Source organism: Chamaesiphon sp. (genome assembly GCF_041737865.1).
Taxonomy (GTDB): domain Bacteria; phylum Cyanobacteriota; class Cyanobacteriia; order Cyanobacteriales; family Chamaesiphonaceae; genus Chamaesiphon.
Genome location: NZ_JBGSQZ010000229.1, coordinates 17,765 through 41,698, shown reverse-complemented (window position 1 = coordinate 41,698; position 23,934 = coordinate 17,765). Strand labels below are relative to the sequence as shown.

At 45.7% G+C, this 23,934-nt stretch carries 20 protein-coding genes; 7 read left to right on the top strand and 13 right to left on the bottom strand.

Annotation, left to right across the window (positions count from 1 at the left end; translation table 11 throughout):
- The first annotated feature begins 883 nt into the window (after positions 1-883).
- Positions 884-1,312 carry a putative toxin-antitoxin system toxin component, PIN family gene (locus tag ACEW9J_RS17490; protein WP_373546386.1) on the top strand — a complete coding sequence of 143 codons (429 nt, stop codon included), beginning with the start codon at positions 884-886 and terminating at the stop codon, positions 1,310-1,312.
- Positions 1,313-1,317: 5 nt separating this feature from the next.
- Entirely contained in the window at positions 1,318-1,665 is a 348-nt protein-coding gene (locus ACEW9J_RS17485) for a YlcI/YnfO family protein (protein WP_373546385.1), read from the top strand.
- An 82-nt stretch (positions 1,666-1,747) separates the two neighbouring features.
- Here ACEW9J_RS17485 and ACEW9J_RS17480 read toward each other — a convergent pair whose 3' ends face one another.
- On the bottom strand, positions 1,748-1,885 hold the full coding sequence (locus tag ACEW9J_RS17480) for a hypothetical protein (protein WP_373546384.1): 138 nt from the start codon (positions 1,883-1,885) through the stop codon (positions 1,748-1,750).
- 103 nt (positions 1,886-1,988) lie between these two features.
- Positions 1,989-3,092, bottom strand: a complete 1,104-nt coding sequence (locus tag ACEW9J_RS17475; RefSeq protein WP_373546383.1) for a PD-(D/E)XK nuclease family protein — start codon at positions 3,090-3,092, stop codon at positions 1,989-1,991.
- Positions 3,093-3,747: 655 nt separating this feature from the next.
- On the opposite strand from ACEW9J_RS17475, the gene ACEW9J_RS17470 reads away from it, so the two are divergent.
- On the top strand, positions 3,748-3,921 hold the full coding sequence (locus ACEW9J_RS17470; protein WP_373546382.1) for a hypothetical protein: 174 nt from the start codon (positions 3,748-3,750) through the stop codon (positions 3,919-3,921).
- 33 nt (positions 3,922-3,954) lie between these two features.
- On the opposite strand, the gene ACEW9J_RS17465 is transcribed toward ACEW9J_RS17470, so the two are convergent.
- The 9 genes from ACEW9J_RS17465 to ACEW9J_RS17425 form a co-directional block, all read right to left on the bottom strand.
- The gene (locus ACEW9J_RS17465) at positions 3,955-5,415 is read right to left on the bottom strand and encodes a protein kinase (protein WP_373546381.1); all 1,461 of its coding nucleotides are present in this window, start codon (positions 5,413-5,415) and stop codon (positions 3,955-3,957) included.
- Positions 5,412-5,990: a hypothetical protein gene (locus tag ACEW9J_RS17460; protein WP_373546380.1), complete on the bottom strand. Its 579-nt coding sequence runs from the start codon at positions 5,988-5,990 to the stop codon at positions 5,412-5,414. The genes ACEW9J_RS17465 and ACEW9J_RS17460 overlap by 4 nt, the downstream gene beginning before the upstream one ends.
- Positions 5,983-7,674 (bottom strand): ATP-binding protein, encoded by a 1,692-nt coding sequence (locus ACEW9J_RS17455; RefSeq protein WP_373546379.1) that lies wholly within the window; start codon positions 7,672-7,674, stop codon positions 5,983-5,985. The genes ACEW9J_RS17460 and ACEW9J_RS17455 overlap by 8 nt, the downstream gene beginning before the upstream one ends.
- Before the next feature lie 2 nt (positions 7,675-7,676).
- On the bottom strand, positions 7,677-8,837 hold the full coding sequence (locus ACEW9J_RS17450) for a hypothetical protein (protein ID WP_373546378.1): 1,161 nt from the start codon (positions 8,835-8,837) through the stop codon (positions 7,677-7,679).
- Positions 8,834-9,688 carry a hypothetical protein gene (locus tag ACEW9J_RS17445; protein WP_373546377.1) on the bottom strand — a complete coding sequence of 285 codons (855 nt, stop codon included), beginning with the start codon at positions 9,686-9,688 and terminating at the stop codon, positions 8,834-8,836. Before ACEW9J_RS17445 ends, ACEW9J_RS17450 begins: the two co-directional genes overlap by 4 nt.
- A 4-nt stretch (positions 9,689-9,692) precedes the next feature.
- On the bottom strand, positions 9,693-13,988 hold the full coding sequence (locus ACEW9J_RS17440; RefSeq protein WP_373546376.1) for a hypothetical protein: 4,296 nt from the start codon (positions 13,986-13,988) through the stop codon (positions 9,693-9,695).
- Between the two features lie 196 nt (positions 13,989-14,184).
- Positions 14,185-15,393, bottom strand: a complete 1,209-nt coding sequence (locus ACEW9J_RS17435; protein WP_373546375.1) for a hypothetical protein — start codon at positions 15,391-15,393, stop codon at positions 14,185-14,187.
- Complete coding sequence (locus tag ACEW9J_RS17430; protein ID WP_373546374.1) at positions 15,390-17,075, bottom strand: restriction endonuclease subunit S; 1,686 nt, start codon at positions 17,073-17,075, stop codon at positions 15,390-15,392. The genes ACEW9J_RS17435 and ACEW9J_RS17430 overlap by 4 nt, the downstream gene beginning before the upstream one ends.
- A gap of 1 nt (position 17,076) precedes the next feature.
- The gene (locus tag ACEW9J_RS17425) at positions 17,077-18,813 is read right to left on the bottom strand and encodes a class I SAM-dependent DNA methyltransferase (RefSeq protein ID WP_373546373.1); all 1,737 of its coding nucleotides are present in this window, start codon (positions 18,811-18,813) and stop codon (positions 17,077-17,079) included.
- Between ACEW9J_RS17425 and ACEW9J_RS17420 the strand changes: the two genes are divergently transcribed.
- Entirely contained in the window at positions 18,793-18,969 is a 177-nt protein-coding gene (locus ACEW9J_RS17420) for a hypothetical protein (RefSeq protein ID WP_373546372.1), read from the top strand. The genes ACEW9J_RS17425 and ACEW9J_RS17420 overlap by 21 nt on opposite strands.
- A gap of 61 nt (positions 18,970-19,030) precedes the next feature.
- On the opposite strand, the gene ACEW9J_RS17415 is transcribed toward ACEW9J_RS17420, so the two are convergent.
- Positions 19,031-19,393: a hypothetical protein gene (locus ACEW9J_RS17415; RefSeq protein WP_373546371.1), complete on the bottom strand. Its 363-nt coding sequence runs from the start codon at positions 19,391-19,393 to the stop codon at positions 19,031-19,033.
- Positions 19,394-19,592: 199 nt separating this feature from the next.
- Between ACEW9J_RS17415 and ACEW9J_RS17410 the strand changes: the two genes are divergently transcribed.
- The 3 genes from ACEW9J_RS17410 to ACEW9J_RS17400 are packed head-to-tail and all read left to right on the top strand — an operon-like array spanning position 19,593 to position 21,666.
- Positions 19,593-20,303, top strand: a complete 711-nt coding sequence (locus tag ACEW9J_RS17410) for a helix-turn-helix transcriptional regulator (protein WP_373546370.1) — start codon at positions 19,593-19,595, stop codon at positions 20,301-20,303.
- Positions 20,281-20,895: an RES family NAD+ phosphorylase gene (locus ACEW9J_RS17405; protein WP_373546369.1), complete on the top strand. Its 615-nt coding sequence runs from the start codon at positions 20,281-20,283 to the stop codon at positions 20,893-20,895. Before ACEW9J_RS17410 ends, ACEW9J_RS17405 begins: the two co-directional genes overlap by 23 nt.
- 48 nt (positions 20,896-20,943) lie before the next feature.
- Positions 20,944-21,666 (top strand): tyrosine-type recombinase/integrase, encoded by a 723-nt coding sequence (locus ACEW9J_RS17400; protein ID WP_373546368.1) that lies wholly within the window; start codon positions 20,944-20,946, stop codon positions 21,664-21,666.
- Between the two features lie 129 nt (positions 21,667-21,795).
- On the opposite strand, the gene ACEW9J_RS17395 is transcribed toward ACEW9J_RS17400, so the two are convergent.
- Positions 21,796-23,661 carry a hypothetical protein gene (locus ACEW9J_RS17395; RefSeq protein ID WP_373546367.1) on the bottom strand — a complete coding sequence of 622 codons (1,866 nt, stop codon included), beginning with the start codon at positions 23,659-23,661 and terminating at the stop codon, positions 21,796-21,798.
- Positions 23,662-23,934 lie beyond the last annotated feature (273 nt).

Below are 23,934 nucleotides of genomic sequence, written 5' to 3'. Positions count from 1 at the left end.
AGGAAATAGAAGATAAATACTATCGTCTAAAACCTCAGGTGTTTTTTGACGCTGGTGGCGTGTCGCACTATAGCTGTTCATCTTGATGTTGAATTACCACTGACACTTGGAATGAGGTTCTGGGGCTTTCAGCTTTGACCTAGGCTGTTGACTTTGTGCCTTTTTTCGAGATAAAAGTTCATACATTTTTTGTGTCGTAAAGATCGCTCGAAAACAAAATTTTTCGTTTTGAGAGTGTTGAGTGACCAAAAACCTCAGTCAGCCAATCCTCAAGGCGTGTAATCAGGATACTTGCTTTTTAGTGCCACGAAACATTGAAAAGTAGACTGGGTAATTCTTTCAAGGACTTCAAGGAAAATATCGGCTTAATCGGGTAGACACAGAAAAGGGGAAATATAGCACGTTAAGCCTATACCCCTTGCTCAGAGATGGTTACAGAGCAACCATCTTGGAAGTCATCGGTTATGCCCCTCGGCTTCTCAAAACTCATGAGATAGTCAATGAACGAGAATTCTGTTTCAAGAATGGTTTTCGAGAACCTGAAAACCTTGATTTTCCGTCACATCATGTTGGGTGATCGGTCTTTCTCACAAACCACACTTTCTGAGACACTTTTTGTTTGCTGGAAAGAGTTTCAAGAGTGTTATGTCAAACATCGTTTTCACTAATACCTATTTTCGACGGTTTGTACAAAAAAACCCAAAGTGCGGTCTTGGGGTTTCCCCAAGTAGAGCACCTTTTCAAGAGAGGGGTACCCGATAGGGCGGGGTGGGTAGATCTCCGCCCTATCGGGCACCCGATCGATCGTCCAGATTCGACCAAATCTCTAGTCCCATCTGGCGACGACGGCAATTGACACCAAATGCGGTGCTATAATGGTGTCATGTCAAGATCGACCCCATTACGTGTTGTGGTAGATACTAATGTTGTTTTTGAAGGATTGACTTGTCGAGGGAATGCGGCGGGGCTAATTGTTGAAGCTTGGTTGACTAACTTATTTCAACCCTGCGTCTCTAATGCCCTCGCCTATGAGTATGTCGATGTCCTATCGCGTAAGCTTTCCCCTAAGCGATGGCAAAAACTTCAGCCAGTATTAGGAAAACTACTAAGTATTTCTCAATTTACGCCGATTTATTATTCTTGGCGACCTACTTCACCAGATCCTGGCGATGATTTTTTGGTGGATTGTGGGATGAATGCTGGCGCGGCAATTGTCACATCGAATTTGAAGGATCTGAAAATCGCTCAAACATCACTGGGATTATTAGTTTTAACTCCAGCAGAATTAGTTATTAAATTAGCCACCGACTGATAACCATGAGCAGATTAACACTGAGACTACCAGAAACTTTACACCAACAATTAGCGCAAGTAGCCGAGCAAGAGGGCGTATCCCTGAATCAATATATCGTGTACGCGCTAACTCGTCAGAGTGTCAATGCTCCCGTTCGCGGGTTAACTATCGACGCGATCTCGGCGCAGCCCGATCCAGAAATCGAGCGACAACGATCTTTGTTTGAAGCACTCAAGGGTGAACTGGGTGAAGCCTCTCCAGCGGATATTAAGGCAATTTTAGCTGATCGAGATGTAGTAAGTTGCGAACCAGAATTAACTACTGAGACGATCGATCGACTCCGAGCGAAGCTTCAAGCAATCAAACACTAACTCTAAATGGGGTACAGCCGGGATACGGATACTGTTGGCGAATTGCCCAGAATCAGATCTAATCCTGGATCTATCGTGGCTGTCACCGACACAATCGTGCGGGTTTGATGAATTCGCCAACAGTATCTGGATCTCGGCTCGACCCCGCAAAAAATACAAAATAGGCGATTTTCACGATGTCCGATAATAGTTCTTTGCGGACATTCCCTTTTTTGGTCATACAGCCAAATCCCCATTGTTCAGATGTACTCCATTCCTACGAGAAGATTATCAGCAATAAATGCTTACACAGAAAGATTTTCAGCCGTATAAAATCTAAAGAATTATACGGGAAAGGGAGTAGATACAGTCAGCTTATGTAATATATTCAGTGCCCAGTTTTGGACATCTTCTGTTTCTGATTGATACGGGCGGCTATTGTCTTCACCAGTATAAATAAGCCTCCAGATATTATTTTCTGTATATGTTTGAACCTCGAAATTTCGTGCATTGACCCATTCAATAGTATTCTGTCTAGTACCTTTCTTGTTCCATACTTGACCTGTCCAACCTTTTGATGTCAAGCAAAAGTCTACCTGCAACCAAAAAGAATCATTGATCTCAATTATGTACCAGTTGGCAGCTATTAAATCCTTTAAAGGTTTCCATACGCCTGATTGAATATTAAGATTAGAAATATTCTTGACGGCAATTGATTCATTTAATCGTTCCACTTTTCTCTGTATATCTTTACGAAGCATATCTACTTCATCAAGCAGAAGTGTTATATTATCATGATTATCGTAAAAATATTTTAATCGTTGCGGATCTAAACTAGTTACTTCATCTAGATTTTGCATAGTTTTTATAAAGTCTCTTAAAAATGTTGTGTGATGTTGCTGTGCTGTCAGAAAATATGAACCAATGTTTTCAATTATCTTCTGAAAGAAGACTTCATAGGTAATTGGAATGAATCCATACAGTTTTTCCGATGGTATTTTTGGTGATTTTAAGCATAATAGTATCTTGCTAACTTGGTCAGCACTTTTACTTATTGATTCCAGATACTGTGAATAATCCTCGAAATCATTATAAAAATCAGCATGAATCTTATTTTCTATCCCAATAGTATAATTCTCGGATTTGATGACTAGATCGATCCGATTCTGTTTATTAGTAAGCTCTTCACGTACTACCTCGATATCTTGCCCATCAATGATTGTTTCCTTACCAACAATTGCAGCTAGAACATCCAAGAAGAGCATACCAAAGCCATGTTCGTTATTAGGCTGTAAGTAAAATGAGAGAATATTACTACAGACATTCTCGAAGTGCGGATAACCTCCAATTTCCATGAATGTCAGCTCCCGATTTTTCAAAGGGGGAAATCTTTTCAGATTTTCAAGAAGATAATCTATTTGTTCTATAGATAAAGTCACAATTGTCACGGCTAATCATCAATCTTAGAATACCCATGAAAATTTCCTATCTTTCACCATTAGAGATCTCGTAGTCAATCTAATCCTTTTATCGAAAGTTGTTGGCTGCTATTTTTTAGGGTGTTTTTCCCGCGCTGTTTGGGGGTGCTAGTCTGTTCGCGTTCGGCGCGAATTCTCTCTAGTAATAGGGGTATCAAACGACAGCGACATTGGCGAGTGGCGACAGCGATCGACTCTGTTATTTCGATCGATCGGAGGTTGTCGCGACAGCTATAGCAACCGCCAAGCTTGTTAGGACAGATCGTATCCCCGACTTCTTGGAGAAGTCGGGGTATAGCGTCACTATCGTCCTAACTGCCCTGGCGACTGCTATATCGATCAATCGTGAAATCTATAGCTGGATAGGGGTATAGCTGCCTCTCCAAGGGCTGTCATCTGGCAAACGACAGCATATTTAACCCCAGAGTCGATCGTTGTCGCCCCGCCAATTTACGTGTCATTTAATACCTTTGACAGCAGACATCAAATATGGGGTGTGCGTTTCAGGCGTTGAATCTTGCTTTTATGGCGACTGCCTTGCGGCGCGCTTGCGTGTTCGATATCCTACGACACAGCATCTAATTAATGATTACATGACGTATTTACGCCATTTTCTCTTATACCATTGACTGAAGCGGCATTAATCGCGGAGGAAAAAGATATTAAGTTTCAGATGGTGATATCACCTGAATTATGTCGCTCGATCGATGCAGCCAGAAAACTTACCAAAACTAGTCGGAGAGCCTGGTTATTGCAAGCTGCCCAAGAAAAGCTGGAGCGAGAAGGGAAAATGATATAGATCAGCCTTGTCAATTTATTGAGAGACAAAACTTTAGAGGAAATTTTTATATGTCTCAAGTTTCTCTCGAACCCAAGGATCTTCTGGTAATAAATTGCGATAAGCTCGAAGAAACGCTCCTGCTTTACCAATATCTCGTTGTTGTTCAAAAACAAGAATGAGTCTTTTCAAAATAGCTAGTCGTTGCGGAAACTCTCGATTTAGTCTCAGCAGAATTTCAGATGCTTCTTCATACCTTGCTTGCGCGCCAAGTATAGAAGCTTTCTTGAGTAGTAATTGGGGAGAATCTCCTTCCACAATCAGACAATGCCTCAGCACTACCTCTGCTTTCTGAACCTGTCGCGTTTCTAGATAGGACCCAAGTGCAATCCGGTTGAGGTCTACAGAGATTTGTGGATATAGATCCAGCATTTCGGGATAACGCTCGATGTCCTCTAGGCAATCAAAATATCGTCCATCTTTGAAGGCAGCCGAAGCCATAAGTAAAAAAGCATAGGGATCTTGGCTGTTTTCAAATTCAGCACTTGCTATTGCTGCTGCGTGTATATATTCCTCTTTTTCCAGATACTCGATCGTTTGTGATGACCAGTCTTGACTCGGATTTTGCTTGCTGGGTATGCTTCGGATCGGTTGGTAGTCAAGCTGGGCTTGCCTCACTCTTGGGAAAACTGTCAACATCTCTGAAAGAGAATCCCATCGATCGCTTGGATTGAAGGCTAGGCAGCGTAATATAAAGTCTTCAACGGCTGGTGAAACTGAAGAATTTATTTCTCGAGGCCGGGGATAAGGGGTATGACGAATCACTTGGCTCAGGGTATCGTGTGGCAGTCTAGAAGTGACAAGGTGATATAGCAACACCCCGAGACTATAGATATCTCCCTTAAAAATGTGGTCTGGATTCTTTTCTCTGTGAACTGTTCCGGCTAACTCTGGAGCTGAGTAAAGAATGGTACCCCCATTTTCTCTGGTTCGGGCATAAAAGTCCTCAGGCAACAGGCTAGACCCAAAATCGGTAAGTTTGGCTAGCTCCCCGGCTACAAGAATATTATGAGGTTTAATGTCACCATGCGATATACCTAGGCTATGTAGATAATTCACACCGGCTAGGATTTGCGAGTAAATATCCAAGATCCTTTTGTAGCTCGATACAAATCCTTGTTCTCCCTCATCAAGTAATCGTGCCAGGGTGTTGCTGGGGAAGTATTCCAATTCAATTGCATACCACTCTCTATCTGGAGGAACGCGCCCCATCCAAAATACACTCACTACATTTGGATGGGAGGGTTGATGGAGAAGATGTTCCCCTTCGGCCAGTTCACTATTTTTACTCCCCTGAGCCTTGGGAATTTTCACGGCAACGATCGCATTGTCACTGAGCCGTTGGGCTTTCCAAACCCATCCATGGGAACCATCTCCTAGACATTCCAGTAGCTCATAACGATCGCCTAACTTATGATCTGTATTGGGTATAAAGTAACGATTACGTCGATTCATTGGCGACCTCGCTGAAGTATTTTGACTAAGCAATATCTCTGATCTGACTGCTTTTGATGCAGAAACTGAAAGAGTAGTAAGTTAGCTCTATTAGTACCTTTTACTTTTTGTCGGGTTGAAGTTTCAAAACCTTGCTGTAAAACCTGGTAAAAACGAGCATGATCTGGAAGGGATGCCAATCCTTGTGTCCAGTAAGCAAGCACTAAAATCTTGGCGGTTTCCCCTAGTCGATGATGAGCTAGCAATAAATTGGCAACTTTGCTCTCCAGCTTAGCTTGGTCATCGATTCCGCTATATCGTTCAAATTCTGCAATCAGGAATGGGTTCTGTGTTGTACGGTCTAGCCAGATCGAATCGGGTCTAACATCATCTCCAATATTGGCGTAGTCTCCTTGACGGGCTACTGGGAATTCAGAAATTGAGACATAACCGAGGTATTGACCCAAATGAGTTAAGTAAGAAATGCCCAAGCTGTGAATGGAAACGCTCTCATCCATTACTCCCCAATTAGTCCAGATGGGGAGTAACTGCCTCGCAATTTCTAAATCTTGGATGGCCTCTACAATTTCATTCATTGCTTTCACCAAGCCGTCCCCACACTTTTAACACTTCAGGTGACTGTCCTCCATGAATAAGTGCTTTTGTTCCAACTTTTACCAGCAGCGGTGCGGGGATAGAACGGCCACAGATTAATGCCTCCCCTGTCGAAAGGCTGGGCAACTCATCTATATCCGCTTTGCTGACCATATCAGAGGTCTTCGTAATGAACCTCTGGTCGTCAGGATTCTTGAGGCGCATGGTAATCAGGGTGTTGCATTGAGAGGTGACATCAGCATCTAATTTTGAGGGACGTTGACTGACGATCGCGAAACCAACTCCGAATTTACGCCCTTCGCCTGCAATTTTTTTAATGATCCGATGACTCACTGAAGGCTGACCGGCAGGCGCAAAACTATGGCCTTCTTCATAGACTAAGAAGCATGGGCGAATCGGATCTGTCTTGCTAGATGCAGCCCTCAGGATTTCACTGGAAATAAGAGCTGTAACTACTTGCTTGGCTGTATCACTCAGACCCTGTAGGTCGATAATGGCTAACCGACCCTTTTTACTACCAGGGCGACCAATCATCTCATAGATATCGGTAGAACGGGCTATAGCAGCAGAGTAAAAGCTTTGAGCTTCATTAAGTACCCGTGAAAGCTTTAGGGAGGTTACAGCAGCACTTCGGCCATTCAGTGCCGTAGCCTCGGCTTGACTCAATTCATCCCATTCCTTCAATTCCTCTAATCCATCCCCCAGATAATAGCGAAGTAAGTTGATATCTCGGGGATCGTTGCGATCGTGGAGTCGCCAATACCGAATTGCTACATCCAAAACTCGTTGTTGGGGTTCCGTAAGTCCGGGCAGGATCTCCCCAATATCATCCATCTCGAATCGATCGAATTGCAGAGCGAGTTCCCGATTTTTCCCCGCGTATTTATCCCGAAAAGACTGTTGCTGAGGCGTATAGACAACCAGACCAGCACCTGCCTCCATCAGGCGTTTGAAGCTGATCTGAATTTCTTCGATCGCCGCTCGATCTCGGGGATCTTCATTGTCAGGCTGCACATTGAATTGGAGATTACCGCCCTGAAAAGCCCGACCGTATTCCCCGTGAGGATCGAAAACGACGACAGATCCGTTATTCAAGGCAACTAGCCGTTCGATGATTCGACCAACCGTATAGGATTTACCCGAACCAGTCATTGCTAAAACTGCCAGGTGCTCTGTCACCAGGCGATTCACATCTAAGTAAACTGGCACTGTGTTTTCCCCATGTTCGTAACCGACAAGATTCCCAATGTGCAGACTTGTCTGTTCGTCAAATTCATAAAATTGACTCAGGAAAAAGTAGTCCACTGTTTCGACCTTGGCTCCAGGATCGAGTGCCCGTCTGGGAATTTTAATTTGATTAGTAACTGGATCTTTATAGCCAATGAGTTCCAGTTTTGCCATGACTTTTTCTCCGGTGACTTGCGCCCCAGGTAGAAGTTCAAGCTCATTCACTGATTGCCCCATGTCAGAGTTATAGAGAACATTCGATCGAGCCATGGTCACAATTCGACCGAGGACATCTGTTTCTTGTTCGTCTACTCGCTCTTGATGGCGAATGCGGACAAACTCGCCTCGACGACCTGAAAAGGAAGATGAGAGTATCATCGTGAGGTTATTCGGATCGCCTGTGTTACCAACTAATTTGCCCAGTATTTGTGATTTCATTTCTATAATTCCTCCTCTAAACCAGATAACCAAATATTTTCTATTTCTCGCTGCTTCAGCGATTCAACGACACTGCGACTGTAAAAATCTAAAAATTTAGCTAATGCCTTTTGCTCCTGAGCAGCTAACTGAATTGGCAATGGCAGGGCATCTTGTCCGCCAACCACCATCAAAGCCATGACCTGACTGCAAACCCGATCGAGTAATTTAGCAGTCCAATCTGGTGCATCGCCGATCGATTGCATCAATCGGGGCGCAATATTCTGAGCTGCTCGAAAATGCAAACCGACTACACCTAAATTAGCTACATCACTAGGTTCCATCCGAGGTGTTTGAACATTCATCTGAAAAGCAGCGGTGCGTGTATAGCTGCCTAAAATTCCATGGACAAATCGACGTTCGCCGATGCCAGCAATGGAAGGAGAAATGCGATCCAATGTCGCGAGTTGGCTGGGAATCAATCGCTCTGTGGAGAGGATTTGCCCCCGTCCAGCGGGCGATCGCAGATCTTGCTGGGCGATTTGAACGATGGCACCATAACGCTTGGATGTAAGACTCACAACGGCTGTACCTTGAGGATTCCAGGGCAGTAGGCGATCGCGATGCCGCTCCCAGAAGGCCGAGATCGTTTGCAGCGTTCGATCGAAAGTCAGTCCGAATTCCCGATCGCGATCCGATTGGTTGGGTACCATACTTCGTTCTAGGGTGAGCGGACAGTCTAGTAAGATCAGATCGTAGGGTTCCCCAGACCGTAGTGCGGCATCGGCCATCTCGTAAGCTTGGCGGATGCCAATCAGTTGTAAACGCTTGGACTGATCTTCAAAATTGATATCATCCAGTTCGCAAGCACTATCTTGGCCAACCGTCGATACTGCATTGTTTTCAACGGCCAGATCCAAGCGCGAGGCGGCTGCAATATAGAGGTAGCCTCCCAGCGTATTTTTGAGCGCAGATTGGGTGGAAATTCCCGCAACTCTTAGATTTAAGGGATTGGGTCGATCGACTGGAATCACTAACCCTGCTTTGGCAAACTCAGGAGCGATCGATTCAATACTCCGAATTTGGTTGATAATTCGTCCGACAGTGCCTGGGAGATGGATTTGCGACTGAATGGCTAAGGACTGAGCCAAGGAGCGTCCTTGATGTTGAAAGGTCTTGGTCATGGTGCTAATGCCTCCAATTCTTCGGCATAGGGTGCATAGTGGCTCTGGGCAAGTATTTGATGTCCTGCTGCTGTGAGATGTGCTTCGCTGACTAAATTGTGAGTTTGTAGCTCTCGCAGGCACTGAGCCGCCAGGGTGGATTCCAGGGAAAAAATCGAGGATTGCTGAAGTGCTGCTAATGCTGCGGCATCAGAAGGAAATGAGGCTGTCAGTAGATGAAGTAATACCGTGAAATGGTGGGCTGAGGGTAGAAAAGTAGGCGGCGTAGCAATGGGTTCGCTGACTGCACTGGTATTACCAGCAAGTCGATCTAACTCACTGAGCCATTCTTGCAGTGCCGATGCCCAATCCAAAACGACCAAAGACCACAGGGGTAAACAGGTGATGGCAAAGATCCCTGAGTAGGAATGCTGTCGATAATAAATCGTACATAGGCTGAGATCGTCCCATGTTCCGCCTAAGCTCTGAGCAATTTGCCATTGCCCTTTTAGCTCGGATTGGACTTCTGGTGCTAGAGACATCAAGAAATTATTGTCTTTGGCGGTAGGAGGCTCGGTACGTCTTCGAGCCTCCCAGTCTTTAGGTAAGGTACATTCTAGGGACTTAAAGGGAGGGATCAGCAGTAGCACTCGACCAGGTGCTTGAGACCAATTAATCCACTCCTGTTGTCCGGCATCATTGGCTTGTTGAAAGTCCGAACCGAATACAAGACAGATGCCTTTTCCTGGTGGTAATTTCTCGGCGGGTTGGGCATTAACTGTGGTCTTGAGAATGCGACCCCGACGGTGGCTGGCTAATGAACTACCTAACCAGATTGCAGGCTGGGGAATCGTGCCATTAATAATACTCATCTGATTAACCTCCCAAGCGATAGGTACGCACTAGCAAGCCAGAGCGAACCAGTTCTGACTCTTCGGTTGGCTCAAGATTCGGATCGTCGCCTGTTGCTACTGCTGCCACGATGCGCTGCCATCGTTCAAAGCTGACGGAGTTTGGTAATAACTCGTTCGCCTCTTGCAACCACACAGTTCGACGAGCCTCAACTTTTTCGATCGCCGCTCTCAAACTCCCTGCCTGTTCTAGTTCTGGACGGCTCAAAGCTGCGCGAGGTGGTTTGCGCTTGGCCTTCAAGAGTTGGTTGAAACTTGTTTCGATCGACTGAATCTCCGGTTGGTTTAGCAGCTTGCCGATAAAATCCCCGATCGTATTCTCGAGCGTTAAAATTTGACCCATTAGTTGATTGAGCTGTTGCCGAGGGATCGTCAATAAGTCCTCTGCTTTCTGCATTAAGGGCTGAAAGTTGCCCTGCTTTGCCGGACGATCGTAAAGTGGTTCCCCTCTAAGAGCTTCTGCATCCTCCTCCTGTATCCCTTCAAGGCTCTCATCGATGAAAGTTGCTTTGAGTTTTAACTGCTCCAAACTGTCTATATTTTGCGGGTACTGAAAATCTTCAGTAGTTACATCTTTTAATTGTTGTTCTAGCGTCTTTAAGCGGGACTTCGCATCATCAAGGTTATGCTGGATGCTCTTAAACTCTTGCATCGATCGACGAAAACCGCTCACAATGTAGCCATCGATTTGCTCGAAGGAAATCTCGGTTAGGCTAGCCCCGTCAATATTCAGACCCACTTCCCGACTGAGCCGAGCCAGCCGATCGATCGCGTCGGCAATCCGCAGATCTTTTAGACATTGACCCAAAGCACTCGCTTCGGACATCTGCGATTTGGCTGTACTGCCCATAGGGGTTTTAAGATGGATCGCTCCATCCAGAATGTGGCTAATCTTTTCCAGGGAAAGCGTAAAAAATTGAACGGGAAAGTGCGCTAAATCTTTCACCATTACTTTCATTGTGGATTGCAAAAATTCAATTCTCTCTCCGATTTTTTCACTAATACTGAGAATGCGATCGGAAAATAGCTCGGCTCGTCTTAGCCGCCGCCATAAAGGATCTGCATCGTTGCGAAAGTCTAGAGTTCGGACGTTATCATCTTTATTAAAATTATTGTAATCATCTTGGTTAAAGACAAATTCAACCGCTGTTATCAGCTTTAGCCTTAGTTGGACAAAAGTGAGGATCTGCTGTTTCTTTTGTTCGAGTTCTGTTAGTTCAGAAAAGCTGATTTCATTCGCTTCTAATGCTTTTAAATACTCTTTAGCCTCTGCTAATTTCTCTCTAGCTAGGGCGGTTTTGGTACCGATCGCACCTTCACAACCAAAAAGCTGGGTGACTTCCCCTTCACCGAATACTTCTTGCAGTTTGCGAACGATCGCCAGATAATCTGCTGCTAGCCAATTTTCGGCAGCTTGAATCCGACTACGCAGAGTACTGAGTTCTAGAAAATTAAAACTTCCATCTGCGCTAGTCAATGCAAACCCCAAATCGACGGCAATACTCAACCAATCATTGAAAATATCTTTGGTTTTGGCTCCTTCCCAGGTATAGCCCCAGAACCAAGACTTTTTCGCTAGCTCTTCAGACCAAGGACTTTTATCTTGAATAAAACGTTCTAAAACTGTCACTATAAAAGGAGGTATTTCAGCAATAGGATCGTTGTCATTGTTGGAAAAAAGATTGGATTGTTCTTGCCGATCGTATCCTGACGATTGCTGCTTCTGGGATAAATTCAGCTTTTCTAGGATAGCTTTGAAAGCTTCAATATTTAAACCACTACGTTCGTCTACTTCGTGCAATGCACGATCTGATGTCTTTAGTAGTAAGTATTTCCATGTGTCGATGAGAATTTCTTTTTCATGCGGTTTTAATGAACCACTGGGGCGTAGCGGCCATGCAATCCCACCTTTGTGATTAAGGCTCTGCCGCCAACGCTGAATTTCTTCGAGCAGACCTCGCTTAAACGCATTAATTCGTTGAGTAAACGCAGTGTTGAAATTAGCATCGTTAATTTCAACCCCTTGCTGCTCCTGAGTACTCAGACCGACACGATGTAAAACATATTCTTCATTCGTGGAAAGTTGATAGAGCAATAAATAATTGATGGCATTAGCTAGTTTTGGTGAAGCTGGATTCTTTAACCGCTCTACTAGTGCGCGGGAGGAGGTGAATGCAATTATGGGGGTTTTGCCCTTGGTACCAAATTGGGTATGTACAGCCTCACACAGCTCTTCTAGCATCTGTTCGTTTTGCACCCAGGCTAGAATAGCACGACCCTGGGGATGCAGCTTGAGGGCATCGCAAGTTACTAATCCGCCTTGTTCGCGACCGCGACTAGCACGAGGAGTCATAATCGCGATCGTCTCTGCGGGAACTCCGGCTGAGATGGGATCGTAGCCCCAGTTGCGATCGAGTACCCGCATAATACCAGTCAGAATTTCACGCTCTCGATCGGCATGTTTCTGCTGCTTCCGTGTCAACATCACCTGTTCGTGAGCACTGCTGCGATCTGGATCGCGAAAAATGAGGGATGTCTGGCTGCGTTTGCGATAGCGCAGATCTAGACGTTCCAGCATGGCAATGCTGGGGCCAATATGCGTCGAGTCTTCGTTGAGCAGATCTGTATTGCTGATAAAGTGGTGCCAGAGTGCCCGCGCGGCATCATCGGCGGCTGGATGGGGATAGAGAAATGTGACAAGTTCGATAAATCCATACTGGGTCAGAGGTATGAGTAAGATACGCTTACCGTCTGGGGTGCGGTTGAATTGGCCTGGGGCATCTCCGGTGCGATGGGCATAGATGGCATAGGTGCTGAGGTTGTCTAGAAGTTGTTTGAGATCCAATAACTGAGAGACACTTGGGAGACTCCAGAGATCTTTGTTGCGAGTAAATTTCGCGTTGCGGAGGGCTTTAGTGCATTCCAACTCGTCCCATGCCACCTGTCGGTAGCGCAGGGCGAGGGGTTCGTTGTATTCATTTTGTGCTGTTAGCAGTGCCTCTAGCTCGTCAGGCTGCCACCGACCGATCGAGACTGGTAGTTGCCCATACAGGAGTTCTGTTGCCGAGGGTAGATAGGCGCGATCGATCTGAAGTTCAGTAATGGCACTGCGGTCTAAGATGTAGTCACGAATGCGACTAGAACTTGTGGCTAATTCATCAAACAGGGAACCAATGGTTAATATCTCTTCACTGGAGCCATCTTGTTTGACAGTTTGGCGGAGCCGTAACCGACCATCTACGTTGGCCATAATGACATTGAACCAACCGAAGTTGCCGCCGCTCATCGTATAGGCTGCTTCCACCACGCCACGGGGATAGCTTTCGCTCAGTCGGCCTTCTGCGGTCAAGGTTTTCACAAAGTCGCTGACATCGGCAAAGGCATTTTGGGACAGGTCTACTAGCTCAAAGCGGCGGGCGGTTGATTGGATCTCTCTTAGCTCATCGCCGATCGCAGGAGAACACAGTGCTACATATCTCAGCCAAGGTAGCTTGCGGCGAGGGTCTTCTTCCTTAATCGCTTTGCCCAAGAGTTTGATGGCTCGACCGTCCATGTGTTTGATGTCTCGGTCTTCTAAGCCATAGGTGCTAGTCTCAGCGACGGTTTCGAGTTCGTCGAGGGCGACAAGAATGTATTTGATGCCAAATTCCTGAAGATATTTGTAGGCATTCTGGCACAGGCGAGTCACAAGATAGGGGTCTTCGTATAGTTCTTCGTCGCTATGGTTGGCATTCACCTCTAGGAGTGCGGCTAGACGGGTTTCGTCGAAGCCTTGGGTGAGCAGTCGATCGAATCCTTCTTTGGCGATTTGTCCTTGAATTGATGGATCGAATTCGCCTCTAGCGAGGGGTAGTAGTGCTTTGTACAGACCATAGCCAAACCAGTTGTCGATGTTGTGGTGTTCGTTGGCAATCTGGCTATAGCGAATATATAAACCCAAATATTGTTCTCGATCGGCATCGTTATAAAATAGGCTGGCTTGGGTCAGGGTGCCAGTTTCGCTGCGGACATACCATCCTGGCGAGGTGTTGTTAATTTGACTGATTAATTCATAGGCTAACCGCGATTTACCAATCCCCCACTGAGCAATGACGGCGAAGACATGAGCGAACTGTTCGGACTCTTGGTCTACTACATGTATGAACTGTTTGAAAGTGTGGTAGAAACTGCCCTGTCCCACGATCGGGTGATTTAGGGGGTAATTAGAGACACCTCCGGCAGCCCATTGATGTTGAACGATCGATGATATAGGTTGGCTCATAGGTCAGTACCAAGTCGGCTTTAAGGTGTTACGGCAAAACGTCGATCGGGTTTAGGATATTGGCTTGGTTTTAGGTTGGTTTACCCCCCCAACCCCCCTTGATAAAGCAGGGCTGGAGTTAAATCCCCTCCTCGGAGGGGTGCCCGTAGGGCGGGGTGGGTAGATCTACGCGACAACTCACAATCCCAAACTGGCATTAATAAGACATGGAATTCAACCTCTGACTACTGGTGGTCATCCGGCGTTCTTTCGCCCATTGTTCGCTGGTGCTGCGGATGGTGGCGGTGACGTAGCTAGCGAGGCGGTTAAAGTTTTTACTGCCGATCGCGCGGTAGCAGGTATCCGAGAAGGTAGGGTGAATGGTGTAGTGGGGGCGATGACCGCCAGCACCGAGGGAAAACTGCCAAACCTGCCGCTGGAGCATGGCTTCGATGACAGGTGCTAACAGGGCATCGAGGGTGTCAACTTCTGGGGCGAGGATGTCGATGCCTAGTCGATCGAGGACTCGTAATAGTAGTTCGCCCAGGGAGCCACAGAGGATTTCGGCTCCATCGGTGCTAGTGATGACTACGCTGAGTTTGGGGGGACGATAGCTGAGGGATACATTGCTAGGATCGAGTTCTAGGGTGAGTTCGCCCGAAATTCGTTCGGCTGCCCAGGCTTCTTGGGTGAAGACGATCTGAGCGAGCAAAAAGCACCAGGGACGAGCTAACACCCAGTACATGGCGGCTAGTTCGGGTTGTGGGGGGGGATCGGTCGGGGAATAGTCATCCCAACTGCCAGAGAGGATCGAGGTGGTGCGCCATTGGGTGGTGGTTTGGCTGGTTGCTAGATGGGGGGGCTGAATCAACCTTCGTTTGAGCCAGTTGTTTGAGGGATTCACCAGATCGATATTAGGGAGGCTTTGTTCAGTATTCCCCTGTTTGCCTTCAATCAAGAAGGCAGTTGCGCCGAGGATGCGATCGAGTTTGGGAGCGGCGATCGCTTGTTCGGCGGGTACTTCAAATAGGCTGCGCTCTAGTTCGGTATAGGGTGTGGGTGCTAGTTTGGCTTGTGGTAGTTGTTCTAGGAGGGAATCGGCGCATTGACCGAGGGTGGATATGGCTTCACACAAGCTAGCGGTATCCCGTTGCTGACCTAGTTCTTGCAGACGCGCACAGACGATTTGTTGCCAGCTTTGGCGGATCTCCGGTTGACAACTAAGGATTGCGCCGATCGCTTCGGCGGTGGAGGGGAGGGTGCGGAGTAACTGCACGATTTTGGGGGTGGCGACGGCGCGTTTAACATCCTCTGAGTAAGTCCACAGACCGATCTCATCACCTGCGGGGAGGTCGGCGAGGTCTTTGGTATTGACTTCGCCGTGGGTGAGGAGGTGTTCGAGGGTTTGCAGGATGGCACGATTCATTCTGGTACCTCCGCTACTACTTGGTAGGTGGCGCGGTCTTCACTAGCTAGGGCTAGGTAAGGTGTCTGGAAGTCATAAACTTTGGCAGTTTGACTGTTTCTAGGTGCTACGGCTTCGGTTGTCTCATCTAGGCTAGCTAGGGCGGTGTAGAGGGCATCGAGATCGGGAAAGAGCGGTGGCTCGTTGGGGTTGTCGATGCCTTTGCGGGTGAGTCTATCGAGGATTTCTCGGTCTAGGGTCGTGTCGCCTCGTTCTAAGCCTTCCTGGGCGGCTTTGAGGTCAGCTTCGCTGAGGTTGCCTTCGATCAGGGCTTCGACAAGGAGTTTGGCAGCGGTGGTAAGCTTTTGGGTTAGAGCTTTAAGTAGAAGTCGTTGTTGCCTCAAGCTAGAAACTTCTTCTTGAAAGTTCATTGGGGCAATAACGATCAGATTACTACCAGTTTCTCTAAGATTCATATTGAGCTGAACAGCACCATTTGCAATCCGATTACTCTGAATTTTGCCGATTTCAGTATTCAGAAACTCGGCTAAATAATGAGGAAGTATATCTTTCTTACAGTCAATTGTGACAACGGCTGCATTTAAGCTTGCTTTTTCATAATCTTCAGATTCAAAGACGGCAGCTCTTCCAATTGTTCCGCGCACAGACAAGACAATACTTCCTTTCTTTGCTTCGTGGCTAATAAGATCTTGATGCTTTTTAGGAGAAATGAAAATACAGTCTAATAAATCACATTCTCCATCAATCAAATTAGTAGCTCGAATAACTGGAATACCATAATTTACATAGTCGTTAGTGGAGACTCCCCAACCTCCGGGGCCATCTTTAATACGATCTGTCAGTTTAGAAAGCGGCTGATAACTCCAGGGTGTACCCTTTATTTCTTCATCAGCCCAAAGAACAAGAGGCGTGTAGAATTCCGACTCCAAACGATTGTCTGTCAGTGTGTCTGTAGAAACAGTACTAAATTTATTTTGTAGAGGCTTTGGCTTACCTAGAAAGCATTCTTGCATCTTATTTCTAAGTTCTAAATCAGCTTCTCTCGATCGATCCCTCAACCGCTCCGCCTGCCGCACCTTATCCCCAATGTATTTTTGAACAGAAGTCAAAGGTTTTACAAGAAGAAGTTTACGGAAATTGTTTAGATATATATGCTGTTGAATAGCACCGCCTGCTTCTCTTTTGAGGAGTATTTGTCCATATTTTGATGCTATCCAAGTAACGATAAAATAATTATCAAAGTCTTTATTTTTAAGACTAAACTTCATCGTGTCTTGATTAGAATTTACTTCGGACAAATAACTTGGAATTACTGCGCATTTTCCAATGGTTCCTGATGTCGATATGATTATATCCCCAGGGTGAAGTTTTGATTTTGATAACAGCTCATGGGTTTCACGAGTTATATAAGAAAGACCTTCAAAGTTAATTAGTGGTGAGCCAAGGGCTTCCGCTTTAATATAGGGAATCCCTTCAGTCCCTGTGGCCCACATAATTTCATTGCAAAGTGAGTATGCACCAAAACACCAAGGTTCGCTGATATCACCAATGAAAGCAGTATCTAGTTCACTTTTTTCTAGGGTTAAATAAGCCTCAAAGTATTCTTTTGAGTAGTAACCAGTATCTAGTCGTTCATGTGACATTCTATTGCCAGGAACCCAAACGCAGTTATTATTTGGCATTCTATTCCCCCCTCACATAAGCACCAACGATCGCTGCCAAATCATTTGGCACCCCCATACTATAATCCTCAACATTATTCTTCACCACATACCCCAAAGTATCCGCCACCGCCATAAACACCGCCCCCTGGGCTTCATCCCGAAACCGCTCCGAGTCATCTTCCCGCGCCTTCCGCTTCTGTACATACAAAATACTCGTCTTCGCCCCCGTCCCCGACAACTTAAACGTATCCGACGGCAAACTAATCACCGCCTTGACGATCGCCTTACCCCCATGAAACTGCCCCGTCATCTCATCCTTCTTACCCATAATGTACTCCCGTACATATCGATCGCCCGAATTGCACAGCACCCCATCTGGTACCACCATCAACAACCGTCCTCCTGGCTTCAACAACTGCAAACAGCGATCGATAAATAACACCGCCGGATCGATACTCGTCGGCTTTACTGGCTTCCAAATCCCCTTACTATCCGGCTTCGCACCCATCGCCCGCCCCGCCACAGTTGGCTCATAGTCATATATCCCCTTCTTACCCTCCCGCTCGTGTAAATCCGATCGAAAATCAGCTAAAATTTGCTCCTTCGCTTCCTCATAGGATTTTTTGGACTTCGCTTGACTCGTACTAAACTTAGGCGTACCAAACGGCGGATTAGTGCAAATCAGATCGAAAGAACCAGGCTGTAATTGCGGACTCACCAACGAATCATCCGTATAGAAAATCTTCGCCCTCGGCGCACCCAACATCGCCATATTCACCCGCGCCAAAGTAATCATCGTCGGAGCCGCATCTGCCCCCACAAAACTGTGCTCGCACATCTCCTGAAACAGCGGATCGCGGCGCGCATCAGGAGCCGTCTCCTTCCCCAAAATTTCCATTAACGCCCGCTCCAGATGCCCCATCGCCACCACCCCAAAACCGTAACTCCCACAAGCCGGATCGCAGAACCGAAACAGCGGTAGCCCCTGCCCATCCCGCGCCACCAACAGTTCCGGCGTTTCCTTCACCAAATCGTGAAACGCGATCGCCAGCATCGCCTGTTTCACTGGCGCAGGAGTCAGATAAATCCCCAACCCCCCCTTCGACTCAAACTTCCCGCGCAAAAACACATCAAACACCCGCCCCAACACATCCCCAGCAATATCCGCCAGCGTCCCCTGCTCCTTGAGAATCGACCCATTGTTCAGCGTCACCGCGCCTAAATTCTGGATCAGATCTAACAACAGCTCGTAATTTTGCGGACGAGCTAGCAACAAGTGAGTTTGCTCATCAAAGATCGCCTGATCCTTCCCGTTGTCAGTGGTTACTACATAATCTTGATGCGCCTTGAAATGGTCAAAAGCCGCCTGGATTTGGGCGATCGCTTTGTCTCCATGCTCCAGCACGTATTTCACCCGAAACACCTTATCTAATTGCAGCTTCTTTTCTTGATAAGGAAACTCCAAAGCCGACGCAGCGTGATTCAACCGAAACGATTCTAAAAACAGGATCTTCGCTACTTCCAAAATAATGTCGTTCTTACTCGACACCCGATCCTTAACATTTTGGTAAACCTGCTCATGGAAAGCATCAAAGCCCCGCATCAACCGATCGTACATCTTCAGCGACCACTTATAAGTAGGGTCTGCCTTAATCCGCTTATAATCGCTAATTTCCTCGATCGTCGGTAGTCGATCGATCTCATGAGCCGGATAGGAAATATCAAAAACAGCCGTATGCTCACCATCGATCGCCATCCCGAACTGTGGAAACCCAAGGCAATGGCAAGGCGATCTACCCGTTCTATGCCCGATAGACTATTAATCGCGGCTAATCTACCTTTCATCTTTTCTTCGGCGGTCACAATTGAGATCGCCACTGAATCAGCATTTACTTGGCGTAGTCGCTCCTGAATTTTGGAATTTCCTCGCTCTAGTAAGGATAGACTATCTGTATCTAGCACCCACAATGTCATTAAATAGTATCTCCCTCTAGCTCAATGCCTTCGATCGCATTGGCTGCTTGGCGGGCTTCGGCAATAGCTGTTTGGTATTCTTCCCAGTTCGGGTCATCTTGATATTTTCCAGCGATTGCCAACCAGGGATTTTTGGTTGGTGCCAATGGTAAGTCTAAGTAGGCAATTTCGCCATCGGCTAGCTGTGCTTTGACTTGTTGGTCTAGTTTTGACAGAGCATCTTCGCGACTATTACCTTCGACTGAAAAGCCCGCCCAGGTTAATAATTTGGCAATCCAGACTCTATCTGCGCGTTGTGTGACCAAGACGGGTGTGGGTGATGAGGTTGGATCTGTGCCAATGGTGGATGGGGCGACTGTCATGGCAGGTCATCAATGGTTGGATAATTAAGATCCTAGCTTAATAATTACGTGAGATCGGCTTTTTCTGGGATTTTGTACTCAATAGCTCTACCCTACTAGAGCTAGCGTTAGGTGATTCCTGATAAAAAGAGGTTAAACTAAAATAGGTTGCTAAAGTTGTGCAACTTTGTCAACTAAGCCTATCCGAGTAGTCTAACTTATGAGCGTAGAAGCCCTAATCGATTCTGCCAAGACAACCCTATGCGATCGTGTGCAAACCTCCACCCCCAGCGATCAAGTATTGATTGCCAATTTACTGGACACCTCCCCCCAATTCAAAAATGTCTTAGCAACTGCTTTGCAGGAGTCTAAGCATCACAGAAATTTGGCGCAATATTGGCAGTCAATTATGGATGTGGCTCTGGCTGCCAGTCATGCCAGTAATGTTACGACTAAACCCCATGCGAGTAGTCTAGAACAAACGATCGCAGCGTTAACCTCACCCGAACTATTAGCTGAACTCGCACCGATCGATCCGTTAGCATCGGCACGACTCAGAGGGATGAAAGTCAAGCAGGAACTACTATATAGCGACGGTCAACCGTTGCGAAGTGAAGAAGTCGCCCAACTACTGGGCATTTCGCGGCAAGCTGTCGATAAACGGCGAAGCAAGGGCAAAATTTTAGCTGTCTCGTTAGGGAAACGGGGCTACTTTTATCCGCTCTGGCAGTTTCGAGCTGGTGAGGTATTGGCTGGACTCGATCGCGTATTAGCGGCTTTAAGCAAGTTCGATGGTTGGACGCAGTTGATGTTTATGAAAACTGGGGAGTTGCGATTAGACGATCGCACGCCTTTAGAAGTCCTCCTGGCTGGAGATCTTGATGCTGTAGTTAATGCTGCTGCTTGCTATGGTAAACCCAACCCCGCCTGAAGATCCCCTGATTCCACATCCGTCACCGCCGCCGGATTTTAGGACTAGGGAACTGCCGACAATCGGTAGTCAGGGAACTTGGTATCGATTGAACGATATAGAGTTTAGCTCTAGCCTTTATTTCGATCGATCTGGCAAAGGTCGATTCGATAGTCCAGCCCAGGGCTACGGCATTTTGTATGTGGGTGCGGATGTCTATGCCAGTTGGATCGAATGCTATGGGCGGACTCATGGGGCAAAAGGTGTCTCGGAGGTAGTACTGAGGCAACGCAATTTATTTGCGATCGATAGTCAAAGTGAGTTGGTATTTGCCGATGTGACCGGGAATGGTTTGGTGAAAATGGGGGCGGATGCCAGACTTTCATCTGGTTCTTATATTGCGGCTAGGCAATGGGCACAAGCAATTTACGATCATCCCCAAGCGGTAGACGGTATTAGATATCGTTCACGTCACGATGACGATCGATATTGTTACGGGCTTTTCGACCGTTGTGGCGATCGGCTCAAAGAGCAAAATTTGGGCAATTTATTAGCATCCAATCCAAAGTTATTAGCAGAGATTTTAGAGAGATATGATTACGGCTTGTTTTGAATGTAAGGCTTGACCGCTAAAGATGTAATTGTACGTTGGTCTGAAACGGTGTCAAATTCGACGATCAAGGCATATCTATTTGATTTAAGATCTTGCTGGGATTGGGCTAAAGATAAATATCATCTGGAGGGACTTAATCCTTGGCGCGATCGAATCGGTCGAATCAAAGTCCAACCCCGAGAACATGATATCCCCATAAGCATTGCGGAATTTCAGGCAATTATCGCCACGTTTAAATTCCACCGAACCTATACCTTTTACGCCGAATTTGTCATTTTTGTTTCTCACACCGCGTGTCGGTTTGGCGAGGCTGCTGAATTGCGATGGAAGCATTTAGATGCAGGGTTTTCCAAGACCTGGATACAGGCTGCAATTAGCAGCGGTCATGTGAACAAGAAGGGTACCAAGACAGAGAAGTTTCGAGCCGTAGTGTTATCAGATACAGTGAAATCGATGCTATTAGAACGATACGAACGAGTTAAACCACAACCGGATGATCGAGTATTTCCTGCTGTAAAAGGTGGATCTATGAACGATCAATATTTTCGTGCCAGAGTTTGGAAACCAATTTTATCCATTTACAACATAGATTACACGCGACCTTACAATATCCGCCACAGCGCAACATCACATGCACATCAAAAAAAAGGAGCCGATCTCGCAGCCCTCGCTGAACAGACAGGACATAGTAAGCGGGTTTTAATCGATACCTACCTACACGGAACCGATCGAGAGTGTCTATTTGTAGACTTTGGTGAGCCAGAAGAATAGGCGGTACAGTGGTGTTTTTAGTATAGATAACGTAAGGAGTTTGGCACAATCAGATTTCGTCATATTTTAGAGACAGTAGCTTGCGAGTAATCGAAGTCTTGACTCTCCCAAAACTTAAAACTTACTTGCTCAAGATTTTGTATCACAAACAGAATCTTGAGCAATTTTTTTCGCTATATCGATCCACACTTCTATATCTTCACGGCTTCTTCTCCAGATATCATAACTGTCGGGTGGTTTAGCGTGACAGCTCATCTGGAGATTAAGTTTACGTTCAACAAGTAAATGACTTTGCTTCTCAAATATATACTTGAGGAATATACGTTTTAACAAACCGGGAGTCAAGGCTTTTTCAGAAATCCTATAGGCAGGAATGCGCAACAAGTTACTGAACTCTGTTTGATGCAAATATTCTTTCCCATTCTTTTTTGTGAATAGAAAATTGTGCTGTGGATTGAGAACATTTCTTAATCCATCTATTGTTATTGCTCGATCGTGATATTCAACGGAAACATACTCATACACCCATTCATTCAAATATTGATAGAAATTTCTCCCGTCCGAATACTCTATGTTAGGAATTTTAAAGCTAAATTTAATCTGTTTTGCACCCACTTTATATTCTTCAGGAAGCAAGTAAATATACCAATCATTATCCTCTTGGTATAAGCAGCCACTAATTCCTAAAAGTTCATCCTTGTCTTTGACATCTTCATATTTTTTACAGTGTGAATTTTCCAGATGTCTATATATTTGTTGATTCTGTGGAGGCAAGTATGCAAGTAAAGCAGCAAAAATAAAGCGTTGATAACTATTTGCGATAGCAGGCAACGATCTTAAATTCCCAAGGTTAGATCCGGCATTATTTTGGAAAATATCCTGCAAAACTCTTGAATTACATTCCTTCCTTAATTGTTCTACTAGTGCCAAAAATTCAGGCCAATCCAACCATTTTTTCGAGATATCAGAACTAGAAATATTATCACTGCTTTTAACTTTGATTTTAGCAATCGCAGAATTTAGTGATTGCTTTACTATCTCAATATTATTAATATTACTATGGAAATGCCCTTTGTACTGTAGATATTTCGCCACAACTACAAAAATCCTGGCTACAGATATTTTGGTGTGTTTACTTTTAGCACCTCTGCCTTGATTTTCAGATGTATTATTATCCATGTCTGTTTCAAGCCATTGAATATACTCTTTGAACAAATCCACTGTTTGTTCTGCTATATTTCTTAATTGCTCAAGTACAATAACGGGATTTGAGTCCCACTCGGAAGGAATTCTTATAATATCGAAGAGACTTATCTTAGCCAATGGTATACCCTTGAAACGATACAGCCACCCCAAAATCATCCGAATGTTCTTCAACTCCTTTTGATAAGTTGAGTCCCGAACGATATGCTTTGAGCTTGAATTTTTTCCGCCTGTACGGAACTGCTTAAAATCATCGAGTTCTTGTTGCAACTTATCAGGTATAACATCACCCTCAACAAATCCCAGTCCATAATAAAACGATTGAATTTGCTTGCCGTTTCTATCTATATATTTTCTGTCCGTCACTCGAACATCAACGGCTGATCTTTTCTTTTTTCTCGGAGTAGAAAATATTGTAGCAATATTGTGATGGGATTCTAGCCACCACTGCTGTTGTTCGCACCATGCTAGCAATTTTTTTAGGGCAGCACGGTAAGTACGCTGACTATTGCTAGGGACTTGCTGCAAATCAAAAACTTGCTGCTGGATCTGAGCAGCCTGTCCAAATTGTTCCGAACTAATACCTTTCATATAGTTCAGTGCCATCTCGGTTTCCCAATTTGTCAGCTTTCCGCCTTTTGGCAACACAAAACCCCAGCCTGGAAGAGTGTAACGTAGTAGGGCTGTTTTTGTCCGGGATACTGTAGCATGTCCTTGTTCTTGAGTGTGAGTTGCTGAAACCTCATTCTCATAAAGATTCCAAATATCAAACAGCGATAGTAGCTTAGTCACAAAAGGTATTTCGAGCAGTATTTGTAGTTTGAATGCTTCACATTTCCTGAAGCTTACTGACTATCATACTGGAATTATTTATTGCATTTTAGGAATTGGACTTTACATGGGTGTGCAAATGATGTATGATTTCCAAAGTCCTGAAAACAGCCCTAGCAGCCAAAATAAGGAATAAACCACAACAGAAAAAACGATCGCCAGTCGCAAGACAAGCGATCGACATCTATATACACATCCATTATCCGGAAATCTCTGCGCGATCGCATCGGCAAT